This window comes from Glaciihabitans sp. UYNi722 (assembly GCF_040549465.1).
Lineage (GTDB): Bacteria > Actinomycetota > Actinomycetes > Actinomycetales > Microbacteriaceae > Lacisediminihabitans.
The window spans coordinates 57,905-79,406 of record NZ_JBEPTL010000017.1; the positions used below are offsets into that span (position 1 = coordinate 57,905).

Genomic DNA, 21,502 nt, shown 5'->3' on the forward strand with positions numbered 1-21,502 from the left:
GGCCGATGCCATTCCGCACCGTCAGGGGTACTGCCTAAGCTGAACTCGTGGCGAAGCGCAATGAGACGACCAACGAGCGTGCGACCGAAGAACTGACCCTCGAGCAGGCCGGCAGCGAAGCCGGGTCTCTCACGACGCGCATCCTCGAGTTGCGCGACGCGTACTACGAGCGGGATGAGACGCTCGTCAGCGACTCCGAGTACGACCTGATGATCCGCAGGCTCGAAGAACTCGAGCGGTTGTTCCCCGAACTGCAAAGCCAGGACTCGCCGACGCAGACGGTCGGGGGCCGCGCCGAGACCACCCTGTTCAGCCCTGTACGCCACGTCGAGCGGATGCTGAGCCTCGACAACGTCTTCTCCATCGACGAGTTCGAAGAGTGGGCGGCCAAGGCGGAACGCAACTCCGCCCGCCGAATCGACTACCTCTGCGAACTGAAGATCGACGGCCTCGCCATCAACCTGCGCTACGAGAACGGCGTTCTCACCACGGCCGCAACCCGCGGCGACGGCGTCGTTGGGGAGGACGTGACGGAGAACATCGCCTACGTGCCGAGCATCCCGTCGCGGCTGGTCGGCACGGGTCATCCTGCAATCATCGAAGTGCGTGGTGAGGTGTTCTTCGAGACGGCGATCTTCGACCAGCTCAACGCCGACCAGGTGGCGGCGGGCGAGAGGGTTTTCGCCAACGCGCGGAACGCGGCATCCGGCAGCCTGCGGCAGGTGAAGGAGAACAAGAATGAGGACGCGCTCGCGCGCATGTACAAACGGCTCGGTCGGCTGAGCATGCTGGTACACGGCATCGGGGCCTGGGCCAACCCTCCGGTCTCGTCGCAGTCCGAGATCTACGCGCTGCTCAAGTCGTGGGGGCTTCCGACCAGCACTCACTACGAGGTGAAGAAGTCGGCGAAGGATGCAGCGAAATTCATCGAGTATTTCGGTGAGCACCGTGGCAGTGTCGAGCACGAGATCGACGGCATCGTCGTGAAAGTGGACGAACTCGCCCTGCACGAGGAACTCGGTGCCACCAGCCGGGCGCCGCGCTGGGCGATCGCCTACAAATATCCGCCGGAACAGGTCAATACGAAGCTGCTCGACATCGTCGTGAGCGTCGGTCGCACCGGCCGTGTCACCCCGTTCGCTGTGATGGAGAAGGTGCGGGTCGCCGGCAGCGAAGTGCGACAGGCGACACTGCACAACCAGGATGTGGTGAAGGCCAAGGGCGTGCTCATCGGAGACACCGTGGTATTGCGCAAGGCCGGTGACGTGATTCCCGAGGTACTCGGGCCGGTCGTCGAACTGCGCGACGGCACCGAGCGCGAATTCGTGATGCCGACGCACTGCCCGGAGTGCGGCACCCTGCTGGCGCCGGCCAAGGAGGGCGACGTCGACCTGCGCTGCCCGAATGCGCAGAGCTGCCCGGCGCAGGTACGCGGTCGAGTGGAACACGTTGGTTCTCGCGGAGCGCTCGACATCGAGGGACTCGGCGAGGTGGGGGCTGCGGCGCTCACCCAACCGGACTTCCCCGAGACACCGCCGCTCGTCACCGAGGCCGGCCTGTTCTCACTCGTGATGGCCGACATCTTTCCGATTCGCGTGACCGTGCGAGACAACGAGACCGGCCTGGCCAAACTCGATGACGACGGCACGGAGCGCACGGAGACGCCGTTCCGCCGCAAACGCCAGCCGAAGAAAGACGGCGTGTTCGACGGCACGGGTGACGGCGATGACGGGTTCGTGCCGTCGACCGCCGCGATGAAACTCCTCGACGAGATCGAGAAAGCCAAGACCAAGGAACTGTGGCGCATTCTCGTGTCGCTCAGCATTCGCCACGTCGGTCCCGTCGCGGCCCGCGCCCTTGCCGGCTACTTCGGATCGCTGCCCGCCATTCGCGAAGCGTCGCGCGACGAGCTCGCCGCGGTTGACGGTGTCGGTGGCATCATCGCTGACGCCCTGATCGCCTGGTTCGCCGTCGACTGGCATGTCGAGATCATCGAAAGCTGGACGGATTCCGGCGTGCAGTTCACGACGCCTGGTCACCCTGGCCCCGGTGCGGCCGTCGCTGCCGGCGGCCCGCTCGGAGGCATCACCGTCGTCGCGACCGGCAGCCTCGAGGGCTTCACGCGCGAGGGCGCGCTCGAGGCGATCATCGCCGCCGGGGGCAAAGCGGCGTCGAGCGTATCGAAGAAGACCGACTTCGTAGCGGCCGGCCCCGGAGCCGGCTCGAAGCTCACTAAAGCGGAAGAACTCGGCCTGCGAATCCTCGACGCAGCCGAGTTCGCACGGCTTCTCGAGCTCGGACCGTCAGGATTGGACTCCTGATCAGTTAGAATTGACTAACCTTCAACCCTAGGTTAAGGGCTGAGGCGCCCCTACTATTGGGGGTACTTAGTTGTTTCGTTGCATCCGGCGTTCCCCCGGCGCCATTGCAAACGATTGGAAATACCCTTTTGCTGTTCGAAATCGCAGCGTTCCTCTCAACCTCTGGCGCCTTCGGCGGCGTGGCAGAGGCCTTCGGTGTTCACGAAATCAACCAGCAGATCTCGTCCGAAGTGGTCATGGCCGACCCATCCATCCAGGATCCTGCCAATCTGCTCGGGCCGATACTCGCACCGAATCGACAAGCAGGGGCAGCGCGCACCCTCTCCTCTCCCGTCGATCCGTCGCTTCTCCCGAAGCTCAGCGGCAGCGCGTTGCTCAACCAGTTGGCGCTGCAGCCGAAGGACGATATCGCCACATTCGTGAAGAACAGTCCGGAGGCTGTCGGTGCGATGATGGTCAGCCCTCCCAAGGCGACACTCGTGACGTCGTGGTGGTCCGGGCTCTCCTCAGCACGCCAGAAGACGCTCCTGAATGCGGCACCCGAATACGTGGGAAACCTCGATGGGGTGCCGTTCGAGGTTCGCGACAAGGCCAACCGGCTCTATCTCAGGCAGTCGATCGCCACTCTGCAGGCATCGATCGATTCGGGGGTGGGCCGCGCCCAGATCGTCGGGAAGAAGCATCATCTCGACATTCTCACGCAGATCGAACGCACGTTGAAGACCACGGCGAAAGAGCCGAAGCGTCAGCTGGTGACCTTCGACCCGGCGCATGAAGGTCGCGCAGCCGTCGCCGTCGGCGACCTCGCCACCGCGGATTACGTGAGCTATCTGGTGCCCGGCATGTTCTTCACCGTGCAGGGCCAGATGTACGACTGGACGGTCATCGCCCAGGACCTGCAACAGGAGCAGGCCGGCTGGATCGACCGCCTGGCAAAGACCGACCCGACGATGACGGGCAAGACTGCGGCCACGGTGTCCTGGATCGGATACAGCACCCCGGACGCACTGGACATCGCGTCGCTGAAGAAGGCCGACCAGGGCGCCAACTATCTCGGTAACGCGATCCAGGGCATCCAGGCGAGCCGCACCGGTGCCGAGCCCTATGTGACCCTGGTGACCCACTCCTACGGTTCCACCGCCGCCATGATCGAGCTCTCCGGCAAGTCGATCTCGGTCGATGCCCTCGCGATGGTTGGCTCCCCGGGCGGCGCGACCCAGTTGGCGTCGAAGCTCTCGGTGCGCGGCGACAACGTCTACGTCGGCGAGGCCGCCTGGGATCCGGTGGTCAACACCGCGTTCTACGGCAGCGACCCCGGCGCCGCGTCGTTCGGCGCGCGGAAGATGGATGTCTCGGGCGGAACCGATGTGGTCACGCACAAGAAACTCGCGGCTGCCGTGGGGCACCTCGGCTATTTCGATTCCGGAACCGAAGCGATGCGGAACCTCGCGCTCATCGGGATCGACCAGGGTGCACTGGTGACCGACGGAACCCTCGCCGATGCGACGCGTACGGTGGCCGGCGGCAAATAGGAGGGTTGATCCTGCTGCATCACCCCGGTCGTGACCCCTTCAGAGCTGGCGAATACAATTGACCCATTCCCCTCAGTGAAACAAACGCACGGAGCCGCATGTCTGAAAACACCGAGCCTGTCGACGCGACAGGCTCCGATCACGCCATCACGACCGAGCAGGTGTCGCACCTCGCCAATCTGGCGCGCATCGCACTCACGGCGGAGGAGATTGACAAGCTCACCGGCGAACTCGGTGTGATCCTCGACTCGATCGCCAAGGTTTCGGAAGTGGCCACCGCGGATGTGCCGGCCACCAGTCATCCCATCCCGCTGAGCAATGTCTTCCGCCCGGATGTGATCGGGGAGACGCTCTCCGCTGAGGAAGCCTTGAGCGGAGCGCCAGAGCACGACGGAAGCCGCTTCAAGGTCTCCGCGATCCTGGGGGAGGAGCAGTAATGGCGCCGCACGATTCCGTCACCACCGCCGGTACCGCCGACCTCACCCGTCTTTCGGCCGCATCGCTCAGCGAGTTGCTCCAGGCCCGTGAGGTCTCCAGCGTGGAGGTCACCAGGGCACACCTCGACCGCATCGCCGCCGTCGACGGTGATGTGCACGCCTTCCTGCACATCTCCAAGGACGCCATCGACGCCGCGGAGGGCATCGACGTGCTGCGCCGCAGCGGCGACCAGCTCGGTCCACTCGCCGGAGTGCCGATCGCCATCAAGGATGTGCTCTGCACGCTCGACATGCCGTCGACCGCCGGCTCGAAGATCCTTGACGGCTGGGTACCTCCTTACGATGCCACCGTGGTGCGCAAGCTGCGTGAGGCTTACCTCGTGCCGCTCGGCAAGACCAACATGGACGAGTTCGCCATGGGATCGTCCACGGAACATTCCGCTTTCGGACCCACCCACAACCCGTGGGATCTCGATCGCATTCCCGGCGGTTCCGGCGGCGGCTCGGCCGCTGCGGTCGCCGCATTCGAAGCACCGCTCGCCCTTGGCTCAGATACCGGTGGATCGATCCGCCAGCCCGCCGCCGTCACCGGCAGCGTCGGAGTGAAGCCCACCTACGGTGGCGTGTCACGCTACGGCGCGATCGCCCTCGCCAGCTCGCTGGACCAGGTGGGTCCGGTGACCCGCACCGTGCTGGATGCAGCGCTCCTGCACGACGTGATCGGCGGACACGATCCACGCGATTCCACCTCCCTGAAAGACGAATGGCCGAGCTTCGCCGCAGCGGCCAGGACCGGTGCACAACGACGAAATCTCAACGGCGTGCGCGTCGGCGTGGTCAAGGAACTCGACGCCCCAGGTTTCCAGCCCGGCGTGAGCGAGCGCTTCCACGAGACCCTCGCACTGCTCGCCTCCAACGGAGCAGAGATCGTCGAGGTCAGCGCCCCGAACTTCGAGTACGCCGTCGCCGCGTACTACCTGATTCTTCCCGCTGAGGCCTCGAGTAACCTCGCGAAATTCGATTCCGTGCGGTTCGGCCTGCGGGTCAACCCTGTGGGGGGAGGGACGGTGGAGGATGTCATGGCTGCCACCCGCGAGGCCGGTTTCGGCGCGGAGGTCAAGCGCCGCATCATCCTCGGCACCTATGCGCTCAGCGCCGGCTACTACGACGCCTACTACGGCAGCGCTCAGAAGGTGCGCACCCTGATCCAGCGCGACTTCACCGGCGCCTTCGAGCAGGCAGACATCCTGATCAGCCCGTCGGCGCCGACAACGGCGTTCAGGATCGGCGAGAAGATCGACGACCCACTGGCCATGTATCTCAACGACGTGACCACCATTCCGGCAAACCTCGCGGGCATCCCCGGTATGAGCCTGCCGATGGGACTGGCTCCGGAGGACGGACTGCCGACCGGCCTGCAGCTGATGGCCCCGGCCAGGGCAGATGCCAGGCTCTATGAGCACGGAGCGGCTATCGAGGCCCTCCTCGAAGACTCGTGGGGGCGCACCCTGATCAGTCAGGCGCCCGAACTGAAGATCGCGCCGTCGGCGTCAGGAAGCGGAGTCAACTAATGGCACAACCAGCGGAACTCATGGACTTCGACAGGGCGCTCGAGCTGTTCGAGCCGGTGCTCGGTTTCGAGGTGCACGTGGAACTCAACACGAAGACCAAGATGTTCTCGGATGCCCCGAACTTCTTCGGCGGCGAGCCGAACACCAACGTGACGCCGGTCGATCTCGGCCTGCCGGGCTCGCTGCCGGTGGTCAACGAGCAGGCGGTCAAGCACTCGATCAGCCTCGGGTTGGCGCTCGGCTGCAGCATCCGTCCGTCCAGCCGGTTTGCCCGCAAGAACTACTTCTATCCCGACCTCGCCAAGAACTACCAGATCTCGCAGTTCGACGAGCCGATCGCCTTCGATGGCAATGTCGAGGTCGAGCTGCCCGACGGCCGACTGTTCCAGGTGTCGATCGAGCGCGCCCATATGGAGGAAGACGCCGGCAAGCTGACGCATGTGGGCGGCGCGACCGGACGTATTCAGGGCGCGGAATATTCGCTCGTCGACTACAACCGCGCCGGTGTTCCGCTGGTCGAGATCGTCACCAATATCATCTACGGCGCCGAGAAGGATGCCCCAGAGCTGGCCAAGGCGTACGTTTCGACCATCCGCGACATCGTGCGGGCGCTCGGCATCAGCGACGCGAAGATGGAGCGCGGAAACATCCGCTGTGACGCGAACATCTCACTCAGCCCCCGTGGATCGGGCAAGCTCGGAACGCGTACGGAGACCAAGAACGTCAACTCCCTGCGCAGCGTGGAGCGGGCGATCCGCTACGAGATCCAGCGCCAGGCGGCCATCCTGAGCAAGGGCGGCACGATCACCCAGGAGACCCGCCACTGGCACGAGGACACCGGCGTGACATCCGCCGGTCGTCCGAAGAGCGATGCCGACGACTACCGCTACTTTCCGGAGCCCGATCTGCTGCCTGTCGAACCCAGCCTCGAACTCATCGAGGAACTGCGTGCAGCGCTGCCCGAGGCGCCCGCGATCCGCCGCCGCCGTCTCACAGACGCCTGGGGTTTCACCGACCTCGAATTCCAGGATGTCGTCAACTCCGGCCTGCTCGTCGAGATCGAGGAGACCACGGCTGCGGGTGCCGCGCCGGCGCAGGCACGTAAGTGGTGGACAGGCGAGATCGCCCGCCTCGCCAACGCAGCTGACGTGGAGGCGAGCTCCCTGGTGAGCGCGGTTCAGGTGAGCGAGCTCATCGCCCTCATCGAGAGCGGTGAGCTGACTGACCGTCTCGCCCGGCAGGTGCTGGAAGGTGTCGTCGCCGGCGAAGGTTCGCCTGCCGAGGTCGTCGAGAGTCGTGGCCTCAAGGTGGTCTCGGACGATGGTGCACTGGTCGCCGCGATCGACGAAGCGCTTGCCGCTCAGCCTGACGTGCTCGAGAAGATCCGTGAGGGCAAGGTGCAGGCGGCCGGTGCCGTGATCGGAGCGGTCATGAAGGCGATGAAGGGCCAGGCTGATGCGGCTCGCGTGCGCGAACTGGTGTTAGAGCGCGCACAGCAGTAGTCGCGGTGCCTATCCGACGCGCAGCATGATCCCGTGCGAGGCCATGGCGGGCGCGGGGTCGACGGGAAGGTCACCGATACGGTATTCGAAGTAGAGGTGACAGCCGGTGCTGTCGCCCGACGATCCGACCAGGCCGATGTTCTGCCCTGCGGAAACCGGCTGGCCGATCGACACCAGGATGCCGCTGTCGAACATATGGGAGTAGGCGGTCGAGATGCCTCCCGCGTGGGTGACGGTGATCTGGTCGCCGGCGAGGCCACCTCGGGTGATGTTCGTGACGGTGCCGTCGGAAACGGCGTAGAAGGGTGTGTTGCAGCCGGCGCCGAAGTCGTCTCCGCGATGGAAGCCGGTGTCGCATCCCACACCGCCCGTGCAGATCACCGCCCGGGGTCCCCACGGCGAGTTGATCGGTCGATCGATGGGAATCGCCCAGCCGCCGACGCTCGCGATGGAGTTTCCGGCCTGGCGATAGACCCGCACGATCTGCAATCCGTCCCTGGTAACGACCGGAGCGCTCACGCTGGTGCCAACGGCCAGCCGTTGTGTATGGCTCGTCTGGTACGTTGCGGCGCGGCCGTTCGAGGCGAAACCTCCGGATGCGGATGCCGCCGGGATCGCCATGGTGGCAGCGAGACCCAACGCGACCACCATCGCGCCGGTGGAGGCGAGCAGTCTCCTGACTGAGAAGCGCTTCGGCGAGGAGCGTCTCGGAGAGAAACGCTGTAGCCACGCTCTCGCGATGGGCTGGCTACCGTGCCTGCCTGCCATAACCACAAATCCCAACGATGTAACGAAACAGTAACGCTCGGTTCACCCTACGGCATTATTCATGAGCGACCGCCCAGGGCGACCGCTCAGGTCACATCCACCCGCATGATCTCCGTACGGGCGATCACCCTGTCGCGTTCTTCGGCCAGGGCGGTGCGTCGCTCGTCGTTCATGTATCCGTTGAACGCTTCCTCTGAGGGGAAGGAATACAACTGCACTTCGAGGGGATGCCCCTCGTCGCCATCAGACCGGACGCGCTGCATGAGGACCGCACCGTGCGGTGCAAGCAGTTCGAACCCTGTCCTCGTAGGCGACCAGGGCGTCTTCGAGGCCTTCGTGTGCCCAGAGCAGCACGCAGAGGGTGAGGGGCGTATGAGAGGAATCCATTATCGGATCGTCCCGCAGCCGAATATCGGGCATGCCTGCGCCGTCCTGCGCGTTGTCACCCTACATGAGAACAATCATTTACACCGAAACCGGCGGCCCTTCCGTACTCCACCTTGTCGATCGCGACCCGATCGAACCGGCGGCTGGGGAGGTGCGGGTGCAGCTCGCCGTGTCGGGCGTCAATCCCACCGACTGGAAGTCGCGTGCCGGCGCGGCACGCATCCAGGGTCTGCCTTTCGCTGAGATCGTTCCCAATCTGGATGGCGCTGGCACGATCGATGCTGTGGGCGCGGATGTCACTGACCTGACGGTGGGCGACCGTGTCTGGGTCTACTTGGCGGCACATGAGCGCGAGCACGGTGGCACGGCTCAGGAATTCACCACCCTTCCCGTCAGTCGTGTCGTGCCGTTGCCCGATGTCGCGAGTTTCGAGCTGGGCGCGAGTCTTGGCGTTCCCGCCCTGACTGCGCATCGGGCGCTGACGGTGGCCGAGGACGGCCCGCAGCGCCTCACGCCTGGTGCTCTCGACGGCACGACGGTCCTCGTTGCTGGAGGCGCCGGTGCGGTCGGCAACGCGGCTATCCAACTCGCCCGCTGGGCTGGGGCGACAGTTATTACGACGGTGAGCGGCGACGCCAAGGCCGGACTCGCGACGGCCGCCGGTGCTCATCACGTGGTCAACTACAGGCAGTCGGATGCCGCAGCGGAGATCCGGCGCATCGCACCCAACGGCGTGGACATCGTCGTGGAGGTGGCCGGAGCCCGCAACGTGGAACTCAACCTCGCCGTCATCCGTAATCGTGGTGTGGTGGCGGTCTATGGCAGCGAAGGCGGGGGAGACCTCACGCTGGACGGACGCCACTTCGCCCTCAACGTTCGCTACCAGTTCGTGCTGCTCTACACGATGGGACAACACGCACTGGATGCCGGTGCGCACGACATCAACGCCGCGATCATCGATGGCGCGCTCGACGTGGGTGAGGCGAAAGGGCTGCCGCTGCACCGCTTCCCGCTGGAGCGCACAGCCGACGCGCACGCGGCCGTGCAGGATGGCCTGGCAGGCAAGGTGCTCGTGGACCTTGTCTAGTTGCTACGTTGACGTCTGGTGGGAGTAGCTTCAGTGAAGACCTACGCAGAGGAGCAGTCATGACAGAGACAGTCCAGTCGGCCGACGGAACCACCATCGCCTATGAGCGAAAGGGAGAGGGCCAACCTCTCATCGTGATCGGTGGTGCATTCAACAACCGGCACTCTGCAGACGTCCTCACGGATCTGCTGTCATCGCAGTACGCGGTCTATGCACATGATCGCCGCGGGCGAGGTGACAGCGGCGACACCGCCCCCTATGCGGTCGAAAGGGAGATCGACGACCTGGACGCCCTGATCGCCGCCGCCGGGGCACGGCCTACGTGTACGGGCATTCTTCGGGAGCGATCCTCGCACTCGAAGCCGCCTCGCGTGGATCGGCGATCAGCAAACTCGCGGTCTATGAGCCTCCATTCACCACGGATACCGACGACCTGACGCCGACCGACGATGGTGGTGTGCTCGCGGCGTTGGCCGCTGGTGACCGCGAACTGGCGGCGAAGAGCTTCCTGCGCGTGACGGGCATGGATGACGGCACCCTCCAGTGGATGAGCAACGCCCCGTTCTGGCCGGGCATGGTCGAAATGGCACCGACACTCGCCCACGAGCTGGCAGTGACCGGCGACGGCAAGGCCCCGACCGACCGGCTCGCGAGAATCACGGCGTCGACCCTGGTGATGGATGGTGGCGCGAGTCCCGCCTGGGCGGCGTCAGCTGCGGAGGCGGTTGTTGCGGCCGTCCCTGGAGCCCGTCGCCTGACAGTCGACGGGCAGAACCACGGGGTCGACCAGACGGTGCTCGCTCCGCTGTTGGTGGAATTCTTCGGCTGACTCCATGACGGTCGGCGGTGGCGGATAACCTGTCCCGGTGGCCCGCCGTAATCCTCTCGATCGTGAAATCCTGGGGCTGGCCGGCCCGACGTTGGCCGCCCTCGTCGCCGAACCGCTGTTCCTGCTGGTCGATACTGCTCTTGTCGGGCATCTCGGTGCGGCACCGCTCGCCGGCCTGGGTATCGCGAGCGTGGTGCTGCAGACAGCCGTGGGCATCCTGGTCTTCCTCGCCTACGCCACGACACCGGCGGTCGCCCGCCGACTCGGCGCTGGCGATCGTCGTGGTGCGGTGCGTGCGGGTATCGACGGCATCTGGCTGGCGCTCGCCGTCGGCGCCCTGCTGCTGGTGGTCGGACTGGTGGCGGGCCCTGCGACCATCAGCCTGTTCGGTGCGAGTACGGATGTCGCGGCATCCGCCGTCACCTATCTCTCGATCTCGATCTGGGGGCTCCCAGCGATGCTGCTGGTCCTCGCTGCAACCGGACTGATGCGCGGACTGCAGGACACTCGCACTCCGCTGCTGATCGTGGGGATCGGCTTCGCAGTGAACGCGGCACTCAACGCGGTGTTCATCTACGGCTTCGGCTGGGGAATCGCGGGTTCCGCGATCGGAACGGTGATCGCGCAGTGGGGCATGGCCGCGCTGTTCGTGGCCAGGGTGCTCAGCGCTGCTCGGGCCGCGGGTGCTGCCGTGCGGCCAGGGCTCGCCGGGGTGACGGTCGCCGCGGCATCCGGCGGCTGGCTGCTGCTGCGCACCGCCTCACTCAGGGTGGCGATGCTCGCGACAGTGTTCGTGGGCAACCTCCTGGGCACCACCGATCTCGCCACATTGCAGGTGGCTCTCGCGATCTTCTCGCTGCTGGCTTTCGTGCTCGACGCCTTGGCGATCGCCGGGCAGGCCATGGTGGGGCACGGCCTCGGTTCCGCGCAGCAGGAGCGTGTGCGGGGCATTGCGCTCAGGCTGATCCAATTCGGCGTCGTCGCCGGTGTGGGACTCGGCCTGGTAATCGCGGCGCTGTCGCCGGTGCTCGGCTTCGTCTTCACCGATGACGCGGACGTTCGCCGCTCACTCATTCCGGTCGCCCTACTCATGGCCGTCGGCATCCCGCTGGCCGGATTCGTGTTCGTACTCGACGGCGTGCTGATCGGGGCGGGTGACGGTCGTTACCTCGCGCTCACCGGACTGCTGAATATCGCGATCTATCTTCCGCTGCTCCGGCTGGCTGCGGTATCTGGCAGCCTGCTGGCGCTGTGGGCGGCCTTCGGGCTGGGCTACATCGGCGCCCGCGCCCTGACCCTCGGCCTGCGGATTCGCGGCTCACGCTGGTTGACCGTCGGTTCTCTGCGGGACTGAAGTGTGCTGGGGAGTTCCTCAGAGGCTGGCCGCCGTGCGGCTCCCGCTCAACGCTCCCGTTACCGTTCCCGCTCAACGCTCCCGTTCCAACGGTTGTGCCAAATGAAGGGGATGTCGCCCATTCTGACGAGACTTACCCCGAGATATCAGGGGTCGAGTTCGCGTGTGCCTTCATTTGGCACAGGAAGCGGATGTCCATCGCCGCCGCCGAGATACATCAACGCTTGCAATTGTGTCATTAACGATATATCGTAAATACATCGCAGAAGTTCTGCGATGGCTCGCAGTTTGAGCAGAACGAAAGGTGCTGCGACATGACACGCAATCACTACACACATGAAGAACTTTTCCATCACGACCCCTCCGACCGGGAGCACGGGCGCGCACGTGGCCACGGCTTCGGCGGCGCGGGTTTCGGCGGTTTCCCCGGCGGCCTCGGCGGCCCGGGCTTCGGACCGCGCGGACCGCGTCGGGCGACCAAGGGTGACATCCGTTCCGTCATCCTGTCTCTGCTGTCCGAAGGCTCGTCCAACGGCTACGGCCTAATCAAGGCCATCGCCGACAAGACCGGTGGAGCATGGCGCCCGAGCCCGGGCTCGGTCTACCCCACACTCCAGCAGCTCGTGGACGAAGAACTCATCGTCTCGACCGGCGACGGACGCAAGACCGAGTTCGAACTCACCGAGACCGGCACGACCTATGTCGCCGAGCACGCGGATGACTTCGCCAAAGCCTGGGACGCGACCCCCGGTCGCTCACAGGAGGCCGGCGCCTTCTTCGAAAGCGCGGGCAAGCTGATGGGCGTCGTCGCCCAGTTCCGTCACGCAGCCACCGACGAGCAGCGCAAAGCTGCCGCCGAGAAGCTCGACGAAGCCCGACGAGCGCTCTACCTCATCCTCGCCGAGTAGGGCGCCGGCCCACGACCGGGCAGAGGTCGAACAGCGGATGGCCGCGACGGTAAACGTCGCGGCCATCTCTGCGGGCCCACCGTCGCATCCGCGCGCCGTTTCGTTATCCGCGCGCAGGTTGTAACCACCGCGCGGATAACAAACCACCGCGCGGATGATCAGCTCAGCCCTGGTACTCCTTGTACGGGCCCTTCGAGTAGTCCGGCAGCTCCTGGAGTGCCCAGCCATTGCCATCCGGGTCGCTGAAGAAGACGAAGCGGCCCCACGGGAACTCCTCGACACCGCGGGCTTCGACGCCCGCCGCCGTCATGAACGCGAGTGCGTCGTCCGCGTTGGCGACCACGCACTGGATTCCTTCGATCGAGCCGGGCTTCATGCGGCTCATGCCCTTGTCGAGCAGGATCGAGCAGGCGGATACTGGTGGGGTCAGCTGCACAAAACGCAGGTCGTCGCTGACAGCGGTGTCGACATCCGCGGTGAAGCCGATCTTCATATAGAAGTCTTTCGCCCGGTCGATATCGGCGACCGGTACGGCGAGCAGTTCGATCGTGAAGTCCATGGTGAGCCTTTCGTGTCTTCGATGGATGTGATTTCACGATAGAAGGCAATCAGGGCGCTTTCTGTCCTGATAGAAACGGAATATCGGATGGGCTCTTCGAGACCACGGAGGTCACCGACTATCGCATCGCCGAAGCTGTGGTCAACGGTCGCTTCACCTCCAGGGCGGATCTCGCTGATTCGATGCTGCGCCAGCTCGATGATTCTCGTTACCTGCGCAAAGCCATAGCGGTCGCGACTTTCTCTGTGCAACCGTCGGTGCTCGAACTGATGCGCAACGAGGCACTCCGCAGCCCCGCCAATGGCTGAGCGTCAGTCCCACTTCTGGGAAGTGCCTAGAGTGGATACCATGGCACAGCGCTGGCTCGCATCCCAATTCGGTGGACCCGAGGTCCTGACACTCGAAGAGTTCGAGGTTCGTCCTCCCGGTCCAGGCGAGGTCACCATCGAGGTGCGGGCGGTGGGCGTCAACCCCACCGACTACAAACGGTTCGGTGGCGCTTATGGCACCAATCCGAGCACGCTGCCGATCTACCCTGGGTCTGAGATCGCCGGGGTCATCTCGGCTATCGGGCCAGACGCGACCATCGCTTCCGGCAACGGCGCGGTCGGCGACGAAGTACTCGCCTTTCGCGTGGATGGCGGTTACGCGTCCGCTGTCACCGTTCCGGCCGCCGATGTCTTTGCCAAGCCGTCGAACCTCGACTTCGCCGAGGCCGCGAACCTGTTCCTGGTGGGTGCCACCGCGGCGGATGCCCTCACCGTGACAGGAGTCGGCGCAGGTGATGTGATTCTCATCCACGGTGCATCCGGAGCCGTCGGGGTCAGCGCGATCCAGCAGGCCGTGCTGCTCGGCGCGCGCGTGATCGGAACGGCTAGTGAGAAGAATTTCGGTCTTCTGGAGAGCTTCGGTGCAGAGCCGGTCGCTTACGGCGAGGGTCTCGAGCAGCGTGTGCGAGATCTGGCGCCCCAGGGCGTCGATGCCGCCATCGACACTGTCGGAACGGATGAAGCGGTCGGGGTCTCCCTGGCCGTCGTGAGTGACCGCAACCGCATCGTGACCATCGCGGCGGCGCCGAAAGCCAAGGAGTTCGGCTTCCGGGCGATCGGCGGGGCGGCCCCTGAGAGCGCCGCATACCGCGACTCGATCCGCGCACAGCTGGTCGCCCTCGCCGCACAAGGAAAGCTCGTCGTGCCGCTGGCTCGCACTTTCCCGCTTACCGAGGCTGTCGCCGCACTCGAACTGCTCAAGAGCGGGCATCCTGGCGGAAAAATCGCCCTCGTTCCCTAAGCGGCCGTCAGGCTGTCGGCGAAACGGCGTCCGGTAGAGTCGCATGGCCTTGTATTCGCCCAGCACAGAGATCATCGATGACAGACGCAACACCACAGCCCGCCAGTGCCGAGGCGACGAAATACCTGCACGTCATGGATGTCGGTGGCAGTCATGCCAACGCCGCGCTGGTAGCGATCAAGGGTCAGCACGCCACGATCCTGCGCCGCGAAGATAACCCGCTGGACTCGTCGGGGAACACCGAGCAGATCTTGCAGGCCATCACAGCTCCGGCCCTGGCGCTCCAGAGTGACGTCGCCGCATCTGAAGCGACCTGGGCGATCGCGTTGCCTGCGCCCTTCGACTACGAGCGCGGAACCGGAACTTTCGAGGGTGTCGGCAAGTTCGGATCCATTGCCGGGGTCGATCTGCGTGGTGCGATCGCCGAGCGCCTCTCCGTCGAGCCTCAGGACGTGCTCTTTCTCAACGACGCTGACGCGTACGGTATCGGCGAGTGGGCTTTCGGTGGCACCGCTCGCGTCTCGCGTTTGCTCTGCGTCACGCTGGGCACCGGTGTGGGGTCGGCTTTCCTCGATGACGGGCGAGCCGTGAGTAGTGGACCGCTGGTGCCGCTGGATGGCGAAGCGCACTTTCTCACCTATGCCGGCCTTCCGATCGAAAGAACGATGTCGTCGTCGGCGATTACCCTGGCGTACTTCGAGCAGACGGGTCTGCGTGCCGACGTTCGGGAGGTGTGCCAGCGTGCGCGGGAAGGGGACCCCGTGGCACGGCAGATCCTCAACGAGAGACTGAGTGCCCTGGGTGAGACCCTTGCACCATGGGTGGCGAGCTTCGGCGTCGAAACCCTGGTCGTCGGCGGTTCGATCTCGCAGTCGTGGGACGTACTCGAGGCACCACTTCGCGCAGGGATAGCCCGTTTCGATGCGGCGACCGCGGATGCTGTCATCCTGCGCCGATCGACCCTGCTCGATGCGGCGCCTCTCCTGGGTGCGGCGGAATGGGCCAATCGCCGCTGAGGGCTCTGGATCATTAGGCTTGCCCCGTGTCAGAGACCAGCGCATCCGGAATTCTCGAACAGGCCATCCTGCCTGTGAAACCCGGCCAGGAGGCAGACTTCGAGAAGACCTTCGACGAGGCAAGACACATCGTGGCCGGCATGCCGGGCTTCCGCACCCTGACCCTGTCGCGAGGCATCGAGACGCCGAGCGACTATCTGCTGCTGATCGCGTGGGACACCGTCGAGCACCACGAGCTCGGCTTCCGGGGATCGCCCGAATACCAGCGGTGGCGGGAGCTGCTGCACCGGTTCTATGAGCCATTCCCGAAGGTCGAGCACTTCGTCGAGGTGGCGAGCGCGCTCCCGGACTAGCGCACGACGGCTATGTTGAAGACCGGGCTCTTCAACGCGCCGAACGTGGCGAAGAAGAGCAGGAAGTAGTGCTCAGGGGCGCGTGCAGTGCTGATGTCGCCGAGATCCAGCTGGTTGTCGGCCGCCCAGCCGAGGTCGCTGAGGAGCGAGCTGACGATGCTCTTCGCTTCGCTGTCATTTCCGGAGAGGAAGACGGTTGTGGCCGTCGGGAGTACCGACGGGTTCGTCATCACTGAGGTGTTCAGGGTGTTCAACGACTTCACGACTCGCAGTTCGGGGAAGGCCTCCTGGATCCGGCGCGCCACGCTGTCGTTCGGGTAGGCGAGCGAGAGGTCGGGATTTGTTGCGTTCGAGACATCCAGTAGCACGCGGTTGCCGAGAGTCTCGGCTCCGATGGACTGGAGTAGGTCGATCGATGCCGTGCCAGGGCCGGCGTTGATCACTACATCCGCCGAGCTCACCGCATCCGTATGGTTGGCCACCGGAGCCACGGCATCGGTCTTCGTCTCTGGCGCGCGGGAGCCGAAAGTGACGTCATAGCCGACTGCGATCAGTGCGGTTGCCAGCTCTGTGCCGACGGTGCCTGTGCCAAGAATTGCGATCCTCATTGTTCCTCCATCTAATTTGAATTTGAACTTCTTGACACTCTACATCTAGTTTGAATTTGAATCAAGTAGGATGATGCAATGATGGCAGCACTCACACCGGAAGAGTTCGCGGCCTATTCCGCGCTCGTCGAAGGCTCGACGCTGCTGCAACGTGCCGTCGAGAGAAACCTGCTCGACCAGGCGAACATCACCCAGGTGCAGTTCGAGATACTGATGCAGGTCGGCGGTGCACCAGAAGGACTCCGGATGTCGCAGCTCGCCGATCGCCTGATCGTCTCCCGCAGCGGACTCACCTATCAGGCTGGCCTGCTCGAGAAGGCCGGATTCATCACCCGCCAGCGACACGACCAGGACGAACGTGGCGTGGTGGCGACGATCACTCCCGCCGGCATCGAACTGCGTGACCGGATCGTGCCCGGCCATCGCGAACTCGTGCACCAGGCGTTCCTCGATGTCGTGACGCCCGCGGAACTCGCCTCGCTCACGGCCGCGCTCGGCAGGGTTGCGGCTGGACTGCGGGGGAGTGCGGCTACGCGCGTCGAGCCCTGAGACGCAGGAACTCGCGGGAGGCGGCGTCGGTAGTGAGGCTGATCGCCCTGGCGTAGGCCTCGTTGGCGGCATCCGCTCGCCCAAGTCGGCTGAGAAGGTGTGCGCGGGTCGCCCACGCGGGCTGGAAATGGTCGACGCCCTCGATCCGATCGAGCACGTCGAGGCCGGCCTCCGTCCCGTCGGTCTCGCCGACCGCGGCGGCGAGGGAGACCAATCCACCGAGCGTCGGGGCGAGTCGAGCGAGAGCCTCATAGAGCGCGCGGAGCGCTGCATGATCGGTGATGCCGCTGCGCGCCCGATCGCCGTGGACCGACTGGATGGCCGCCTCGATCTGGAAGCGGCCGATACGTCCGAACGTGTGGGCACGCCTCAGCAGCGTCTCGCCCTTGGCGATCAGGTCGGCGTTCCACAGCGTGGTGTCCTGCTCCTCAAGCGGTACGAAAGTCTCGGGGGTCCGCGCGGGTGTCCGTGCGATCGACAGGCTGATCAGGGCGGCGAGCCCTAATGCTTCCGGCTCCTCGAGCAGCGTCGCTAGGGTGACTGCGAGGTAGAGAGCCTCGGCGGAGAGCGACTCGCGCACTGTCGTTCCCGAAACCAGTTGCCAGTCGATGGCGTAGACACCGTAGATCGCCTCCAGCACCGCGGGCAGACGGCCGGGCATATCGTCACGTGACGGGACCACAAAAGGGATGCGGGCATCCCGAATCCGTCTTTTCGCTCGCACCAGCCGCTGGGCCATTGCGGGCGCCCGAAGAGCGAATGCCTGGGCGATTTGCTCTGACTCGATGCCGAGAACCGTCTGCAGCATGAGCGGAGTGCGGACGCCAGCCTCGATCGCCGGGTGAGCGCAGACGAACATGAGCTCGAGCCGTTTATCGGGGATCGCATCAATGTCGACGTCGAACTCACCGACGGCGCTTGATTCCTCCAGCGGTATGGACGTGCGATGGGCAGAAGATCGGTAGAGATCCCGCAAGCGGTTGCGAGCCACGGTGAGCAGCCATCCTTCCGGGTTGTGGGGAGTGCCCCTCGTCGGCCAAGTGGTGAGGGTGCTCTCGAAGGCATCGGCGAGGGCGTCCTCGGCGGCGGCGATGTTACCGGTGGGCGCCGCGAGGAGCGAGCAGTCGTCCGTAGGACGCCCGCGCCACCTCGGCGGCGGTCAGATCGTGCTGTTCCACTGTCCGTCGCGGAAGACAATCGCCGAGGGGCGGATCTCGATAACGCCGTACTGTGCTCCCGGACACTTCTCCGCCCAGGCCAGTGCGGCATCCAGGTCGGCGACCTCCACGACGAAGTTGCCCGCGAGCTTCTCCTTGGTGTCGGCGTAGGGGCCATCCTGGATTTTCAGGCTGCCGTCACGCAGGGTCAGGGTGGTCGAGTTGGCTGACGGTTGGAGGATGTCCGCCGACACCAGAACTCCCGCCGCATCGAGAGACTTCGCGTAGAGATCGAAGGCGGCGCGGAACGGCGCCAGGTCCTCCTCGGTGACACCGGCTTCGGTTGCCTCGGCGGAGATGAGAAGAAGTGAGTACTGCATGATGATTCCTTCCGATAGTTGTGCAGGTTACCGGCCAGCCGTTCCGACCGACATACCTGTGACGAATCACCGAAGACACAATCGACAGGTCGGGCGGAAAATTGTCTGCCCTGAACCAATCCGCCCTGAGCCAATCTGCCCTGAACCAATCTGCTCTGAACCAATCTGCTCTGAGCGAATACTCCCGCCGCAGTATGGGCACTGATCACTCGAGGGGTTAGCGTTGGGCTATGAGCGCGATACAGGAACGGCTGGTCATCTTCACGACCATGCTGCTCGTCGCGCTCGCGGTCGCCCAGGGCGCCCCGACCAGCGTGCTCGTCGCGAGCATCGCCGTGGTCGCCGTTGCCGGGATTGTAGCTGTGCGGTATGCCGCTCTGGTCGTCGGATCCCGGGAGATGACGGTGGGTGCGCGTTCGCACGCCCACCGCGAGGCGCTAAGCGTGATGCCTGCGCCGTCGCATCCGTCCACCGCAGGTCGCCCTCGCACCAGGGCGCCGTCGCAGTCGATCCTGGCCGCGTAACAGTCTCCACCCCGCGCTTCGGGCGGATGCTGCGTGGCCATTCGGTCACCCACATCCGTTTCGACTGCAAGGACTACTGTCATGGACATTTTCGCTTTTCCACCCATCGCCTTCCTCCTCAACGCCGCCTATGCGGTCGTCGAGGGGCTTTCGGCACTGTTCGACCCGATAGCCGGGGCCGCGAGCGCGGTCATCGCCATCATCGTGCTCACCCTGCTCGTGCGCACGGCACTCATCCCTGTCGGCGCTTCCCAGGTGAAAGCCGAATGGACGCGCCGCCGACTCGCACCCATGCTGCAAGCTTTGCAGCGCACACACAAGAAGAATCCGCCGCTTCTGCAGCAGAAGACGATGGAGCTGTACAAAGCGGAGAATGCGTCGCCGTTCGCCGGGATTCTGCCAGCCCTCGCGCAGGCGCCGGTGCTGTCTCTCGTCTATGCACTCTTCATCCGCACCATTGTCGACGGGCATCCCAATGCCCTGCTGAGCGAGCACATGTTCGGCGTTCCGCTCGGCACGTCATTCCTACATCTGGCGTCGACTGGCGGCCTGTGGCCCGGCGGAGCGCTCTACCTCGTGCTCTTCGCGGTCATGGCCGGTGTGGCCTGGATTTCGCGCCGCATCGCGCTCAACCTCGCCCTGCCTGTTCCGGATGCGGCGGCACCCATGGCCGGTCTGGGTCGCGCTCTCAGCTGGCTACCCTTCATCACCGTGATCTTCGCGGCGTTCGTGCCACTTGCCGCAGCGCTCTACCTCGTGACGACGACCGCCTGGACCCTGGCGGAGCGGATCCTGCTGCGTCGTCGGTACTGGCGGGAGGCGGAGCCGCCGGCGAGCACGCAGGCCGCTGTGGCGAGCTGACCGGAGCCGGCCGTCCACCTAGGCTTGGCGCTATGCAGAACCTTGAACCCACGGCGATTGCGGATGCTCTCGAGCAGGTGACCACGCACTGGACTCCTCGCGTGATCGGGCAGGTCAACGACCAGTACATCAAGGTCGCGAAGCTGCTCGGAGAGCTGGTCTGGCACGCGCACGACGATGAGGACGAGATGTTCCTCGTGATCTATGGCCACCTGCGCATCCAGTTGGAGGGCGATCGAGAGATCGCGCTCGACCCCGGACAGTTCTTCGTGGTCCCGAAGGGCGTGCAGCATAATCCCGTAGCCGACGCCGAGGTGGGAATAGTGCTCATCGAGACAGTGACGACCGCCCACACCGGGACTGTGCAGACGGATCGCAGGGTTCCGCTCGAGCGCCAGTTGCCCAAAGACTGACGAACTTTTCGATCGGTTCAGTTCGCGGGGAGTCCTGGTCGCGAGTCGCGAGTCGCGAGTTGTGGTGCTTCCACTAGTCGCGGAACCACCACAACTCGCAATTGGACAGATCACCTTGTGATCCAGTAGACAGCGCATCAACTGGCGGCGGTGCCCGACTGCCGCAACCTGATGCGGCGCGAACTGCTCGGGCCGCCCTCATCCAGCTCCACGAGGCTGTTCCGCGACTTCACGAACTCGGTGAAGGACGTGAAACCGAGGGCTGACTCGTTGAAAGCGGGGTCCATGCGTCGCATCTGGGTTTTGACCTCTGAGCTCTGCATCCAGTCACTGTCGGTCTTCGCGAGGCCGAGAGTCAGGGCACGCCTGAGCAGGCTCGTGGCTGCCCTGGGGGAGAGCCTGGTCGGCGCGTTCTTGCTGCCCGGCGCCGTGGTGGTTGCGGGTCGCGTGATCGTGGTTTTTCTTTCCGGCCTCGATGGCGCGCTCTCCTCCTCATCTACCGCCGCAACCTGCGCTGCATCGCTGATGCCGGGCAGCGCGTCGTAGTCCGCGAACTCGTCGCAGGCTGCGGCGAGGGATTTGCTGGTTGATCCGGCAACTCCGATGCCGACCACGTAGCGGCCGAGCCGCTTACAGCGCTGGGCGAGCGCGATGTAGTCCGAGTCTCCGGCGACGATCACCACGTGGGTGATGTCATCCAGCCGGAACAGGTCCTCCACGACATCGACGGCAAGGCGGATGTCCGCGCCGTTCTTCATCTGCTGCGTCGTCGTGAAGAGTTGGGTCAGATCCACGGCACGGTCGATGAGCTGTTTCTGGTAGCTCGCATTCACTGTGGCCGACCAGTCGGCGTAGGCGCGGCTGATGACGATCGAGCCGAACGACGACGCGAAGTCGAGAATCGCTCCGATGTCCACTGTCGCGTCTGTGATCCGGGTGCCGATCGGGCCTTCTGACCTCGAATCGAAATTGCGGGCACGGTCAGTCGTGAACTTCTTGGCCCCGTGGAGTTGGTTGTAGCGGGAGATGACGATGTTGTCGAAATCGATGTAGACGGCGACGCGGTTGTCGGCGGTATCGGCCATGGTGCGTGATC

24 protein-coding genes are annotated in these 21,502 nt (G+C 64.9%); 17 read left to right on the plus strand and 7 right to left on the minus strand.

Annotated elements, in window-relative coordinates:
• Positions 1-47: 47 nt before the first annotated feature.
• The 5 genes from ligA (at position 48) to gatB (ending at position 7,363) form a co-directional block, all read left to right on the plus strand.
• A complete protein-coding gene (gene ligA, locus ABIB56_RS12905) occupies positions 48-2,321 on the plus strand; it encodes an NAD-dependent DNA ligase LigA (RefSeq protein WP_502917598.1) in 2,274 nt (757 codons plus the stop codon).
• 128 nt (positions 2,322-2,449) lie between these two features.
• Positions 2,450-3,853 (plus strand): alpha/beta hydrolase, encoded by a 1,404-nt coding sequence (locus tag ABIB56_RS12910; protein WP_354569623.1) that lies wholly within the window; start codon positions 2,450-2,452, stop codon positions 3,851-3,853.
• Positions 3,854-3,951: 98 nt separating this feature from the next.
• The gene (gene gatC / locus ABIB56_RS12915) at positions 3,952-4,290 is read left to right on the plus strand and encodes an Asp-tRNA(Asn)/Glu-tRNA(Gln) amidotransferase subunit GatC (RefSeq protein ID WP_354569624.1); all 339 of its coding nucleotides are present in this window, start codon (positions 3,952-3,954) and stop codon (positions 4,288-4,290) included.
• Positions 4,290-5,861, plus strand: coding sequence for an Asp-tRNA(Asn)/Glu-tRNA(Gln) amidotransferase subunit GatA (gatA, locus tag ABIB56_RS12920; RefSeq protein WP_354569625.1), 1,572 nt, complete (start codon positions 4,290-4,292; stop codon positions 5,859-5,861). Before gatC ends, gatA begins: the two co-directional genes overlap by 1 nt.
• Positions 5,861-7,363, plus strand: coding sequence for an Asp-tRNA(Asn)/Glu-tRNA(Gln) amidotransferase subunit GatB (gatB, locus tag ABIB56_RS12925; RefSeq protein ID WP_354569626.1), 1,503 nt, complete (start codon positions 5,861-5,863; stop codon positions 7,361-7,363). The genes gatA and gatB overlap by 1 nt, the downstream gene beginning before the upstream one ends.
• A gap of 9 nt (positions 7,364-7,372) precedes the next feature.
• On the opposite strand, the gene ABIB56_RS12930 is transcribed toward gatB, so the two are convergent.
• Positions 7,373-8,131 carry a M23 family metallopeptidase gene (locus ABIB56_RS12930; protein ID WP_354569627.1) on the minus strand — a complete coding sequence of 253 codons (759 nt, stop codon included), beginning with the start codon at positions 8,129-8,131 and terminating at the stop codon, positions 7,373-7,375.
• A gap of 86 nt (positions 8,132-8,217) precedes the next feature.
• A complete protein-coding gene (locus tag ABIB56_RS12935) occupies positions 8,218-8,394 on the minus strand; it encodes a hypothetical protein (protein ID WP_354569628.1) in 177 nt (58 codons plus the stop codon).
• Positions 8,395-8,582: 188 nt separating this feature from the next.
• On the opposite strand from ABIB56_RS12935, the gene ABIB56_RS12940 reads away from it, so the two are divergent.
• From ABIB56_RS12940 to ABIB56_RS12955, 4 genes are all read left to right on the plus strand, one after another.
• Positions 8,583-9,605, plus strand: a complete 1,023-nt coding sequence (locus ABIB56_RS12940; RefSeq protein ID WP_354569629.1) for an NADPH:quinone reductase — start codon at positions 8,583-8,585, stop codon at positions 9,603-9,605.
• A gap of 322 nt (positions 9,606-9,927) precedes the next feature.
• Positions 9,928-10,434 (plus strand): hypothetical protein, encoded by a 507-nt coding sequence (locus tag ABIB56_RS12945; RefSeq protein ID WP_354569630.1) that lies wholly within the window; start codon positions 9,928-9,930, stop codon positions 10,432-10,434.
• A gap of 37 nt (positions 10,435-10,471) precedes the next feature.
• Positions 10,472-11,788: an MATE family efflux transporter gene (locus ABIB56_RS12950; protein ID WP_354569631.1), complete on the plus strand. Its 1,317-nt coding sequence runs from the start codon at positions 10,472-10,474 to the stop codon at positions 11,786-11,788.
• A gap of 314 nt (positions 11,789-12,102) precedes the next feature.
• Positions 12,103-12,696: a PadR family transcriptional regulator gene (locus ABIB56_RS12955; protein WP_354569632.1), complete on the plus strand. Its 594-nt coding sequence runs from the start codon at positions 12,103-12,105 to the stop codon at positions 12,694-12,696.
• A 163-nt stretch (positions 12,697-12,859) separates the two neighbouring features.
• Here ABIB56_RS12955 and ABIB56_RS12960 read toward each other — a convergent pair whose 3' ends face one another.
• Positions 12,860-13,255 (minus strand): VOC family protein, encoded by a 396-nt coding sequence (locus ABIB56_RS12960; RefSeq protein WP_354569633.1) that lies wholly within the window; start codon positions 13,253-13,255, stop codon positions 12,860-12,862.
• 137 nt (positions 13,256-13,392) lie between these two features.
• Here ABIB56_RS12960 and ABIB56_RS12965 point away from each other — a divergent pair, with 137 nt between their 5' ends.
• The 4 genes from ABIB56_RS12965 to ABIB56_RS12980 all read left to right on the plus strand — a co-directional run bounded on the left by ABIB56_RS12965 (position 13,393) and on the right by ABIB56_RS12980 (position 15,914).
• Positions 13,393-13,563 carry a hypothetical protein gene (locus tag ABIB56_RS12965; protein ID WP_354569634.1) on the plus strand — a complete coding sequence of 57 codons (171 nt, stop codon included), beginning with the start codon at positions 13,393-13,395 and terminating at the stop codon, positions 13,561-13,563.
• Positions 13,564-13,603: 40 nt separating this feature from the next.
• Complete coding sequence (locus ABIB56_RS12970) at positions 13,604-14,545, plus strand: NADP-dependent oxidoreductase (protein ID WP_354569635.1); 942 nt, start codon at positions 13,604-13,606, stop codon at positions 14,543-14,545.
• Between the two features lie 77 nt (positions 14,546-14,622).
• Complete coding sequence (locus ABIB56_RS12975; RefSeq protein WP_354569636.1) at positions 14,623-15,561, plus strand: ROK family protein; 939 nt, start codon at positions 14,623-14,625, stop codon at positions 15,559-15,561.
• Between the two features lie 26 nt (positions 15,562-15,587).
• Positions 15,588-15,914 (plus strand): antibiotic biosynthesis monooxygenase family protein, encoded by a 327-nt coding sequence (locus tag ABIB56_RS12980; RefSeq protein ID WP_354569637.1) that lies wholly within the window; start codon positions 15,588-15,590, stop codon positions 15,912-15,914.
• Here the strand turns inward: ABIB56_RS12980 and ABIB56_RS12985 are convergent.
• Positions 15,911-16,522: an NADPH-dependent F420 reductase gene (locus ABIB56_RS12985; protein WP_354569638.1), complete on the minus strand. Its 612-nt coding sequence runs from the start codon at positions 16,520-16,522 to the stop codon at positions 15,911-15,913. The two genes, ABIB56_RS12980 and ABIB56_RS12985, sit on opposite strands and share 4 nt — an antisense overlap.
• 78 nt (positions 16,523-16,600) lie before the next feature.
• Here ABIB56_RS12985 and ABIB56_RS12990 point away from each other — a divergent pair, with 78 nt between their 5' ends.
• A complete protein-coding gene (locus ABIB56_RS12990) occupies positions 16,601-17,071 on the plus strand; it encodes a MarR family winged helix-turn-helix transcriptional regulator (RefSeq protein WP_354569639.1) in 471 nt (156 codons plus the stop codon).
• Here ABIB56_RS12990 and ABIB56_RS12995 read toward each other — a convergent pair.
• Positions 17,052-18,164: an RNA polymerase sigma factor gene (locus ABIB56_RS12995; RefSeq protein WP_502917599.1), complete on the minus strand. Its 1,113-nt coding sequence runs from the start codon at positions 18,162-18,164 to the stop codon at positions 17,052-17,054. The genes ABIB56_RS12990 and ABIB56_RS12995 overlap by 20 nt on opposite strands.
• Positions 18,165-18,230: 66 nt before the next feature.
• Positions 18,231-18,608, minus strand: coding sequence for a YciI family protein (locus ABIB56_RS13005; RefSeq protein ID WP_354569641.1), 378 nt, complete (start codon positions 18,606-18,608; stop codon positions 18,231-18,233).
• Between the two features lie 230 nt (positions 18,609-18,838).
• On the opposite strand from ABIB56_RS13005, the gene ABIB56_RS13010 reads away from it, so the two are divergent.
• From ABIB56_RS13010 to ABIB56_RS13020, 3 genes are all read left to right on the plus strand, one after another.
• The gene (locus tag ABIB56_RS13010) at positions 18,839-19,132 is read left to right on the plus strand and encodes a hypothetical protein (RefSeq protein ID WP_354569642.1); all 294 of its coding nucleotides are present in this window, start codon (positions 18,839-18,841) and stop codon (positions 19,130-19,132) included.
• Positions 19,133-19,213: 81 nt separating this feature from the next.
• Positions 19,214-19,993 carry a YidC/Oxa1 family membrane protein insertase gene (locus ABIB56_RS13015; RefSeq protein WP_354569643.1) on the plus strand — a complete coding sequence of 260 codons (780 nt, stop codon included), beginning with the start codon at positions 19,214-19,216 and terminating at the stop codon, positions 19,991-19,993.
• A gap of 32 nt (positions 19,994-20,025) precedes the next feature.
• On the plus strand, positions 20,026-20,406 hold the full coding sequence (locus tag ABIB56_RS13020; RefSeq protein ID WP_354569644.1) for a cupin domain-containing protein: 381 nt from the start codon (positions 20,026-20,028) through the stop codon (positions 20,404-20,406).
• Positions 20,407-20,543: 137 nt separating this feature from the next.
• Here ABIB56_RS13020 and ABIB56_RS13025 read toward each other — a convergent pair whose 3' ends face one another.
• The gene (locus tag ABIB56_RS13025; RefSeq protein WP_354569645.1) at positions 20,544-21,491 is read right to left on the minus strand and encodes an NYN domain-containing protein; all 948 of its coding nucleotides are present in this window, start codon (positions 21,489-21,491) and stop codon (positions 20,544-20,546) included.
• Positions 21,492-21,502 lie beyond the last annotated feature (11 nt).

Coding starts and splice junctions, on each gene's coding strand:
- gatC (WP_354569624.1), top strand. CDS start 3,952: ATGTCTGAAAACACCGAGCCTGTCGACGCGACAGGCTCCGATCACGCC.
- gatA (WP_354569625.1), top strand. CDS start 4,290: ATGGCGCCGCACGATTCCGTCACCACCGCCGGTACCGCCGACCTCACC.
- gatB (WP_354569626.1), top strand. CDS start 5,861: ATGGCACAACCAGCGGAACTCATGGACTTCGACAGGGCGCTCGAGCTG.
- ABIB56_RS12930 (WP_354569627.1), bottom strand. CDS start 8,131: ATGGCAGGCAGGCACGGTAGCCAGCCCATCGCGAGAGCGTGGCTACAG.
- ABIB56_RS12935 (WP_354569628.1), bottom strand. CDS start 8,394: ATGCAGCGCGTCCGGTCTGATGGCGACGAGGGGCATCCCCTCGAAGTG.
- ABIB56_RS12940 (WP_354569629.1), top strand. CDS start 8,583: ATGAGAACAATCATTTACACCGAAACCGGCGGCCCTTCCGTACTCCAC.
- ABIB56_RS12955 (WP_354569632.1), top strand. CDS start 12,103: ATGACACGCAATCACTACACACATGAAGAACTTTTCCATCACGACCCC.
- ABIB56_RS12960 (WP_354569633.1), bottom strand. CDS start 13,255: ATGGACTTCACGATCGAACTGCTCGCCGTACCGGTCGCCGATATCGAC.
- ABIB56_RS12970 (WP_354569635.1), top strand. CDS start 13,604: ATGGCACAGCGCTGGCTCGCATCCCAATTCGGTGGACCCGAGGTCCTG.
- ABIB56_RS12975 (WP_354569636.1), top strand. CDS start 14,623: ATGACAGACGCAACACCACAGCCCGCCAGTGCCGAGGCGACGAAATAC.
- ABIB56_RS12985 (WP_354569638.1), bottom strand. CDS start 16,522: ATGAGGATCGCAATTCTTGGCACAGGCACCGTCGGCACAGAGCTGGCA.
- ABIB56_RS12990 (WP_354569639.1), top strand. CDS start 16,601: ATGATGGCAGCACTCACACCGGAAGAGTTCGCGGCCTATTCCGCGCTC.
- ABIB56_RS13005 (WP_354569641.1), bottom strand. CDS start 18,608: ATGCAGTACTCACTTCTTCTCATCTCCGCCGAGGCAACCGAAGCCGGT.
- ABIB56_RS13010 (WP_354569642.1), top strand. CDS start 18,839: ATGAGCGCGATACAGGAACGGCTGGTCATCTTCACGACCATGCTGCTC.
- ABIB56_RS13015 (WP_354569643.1), top strand. CDS start 19,214: ATGGACATTTTCGCTTTTCCACCCATCGCCTTCCTCCTCAACGCCGCC.
- ABIB56_RS13020 (WP_354569644.1), top strand. CDS start 20,026: ATGCAGAACCTTGAACCCACGGCGATTGCGGATGCTCTCGAGCAGGTG.
- ABIB56_RS13025 (WP_354569645.1), bottom strand. CDS start 21,491: ATGGCCGATACCGCCGACAACCGCGTCGCCGTCTACATCGATTTCGAC.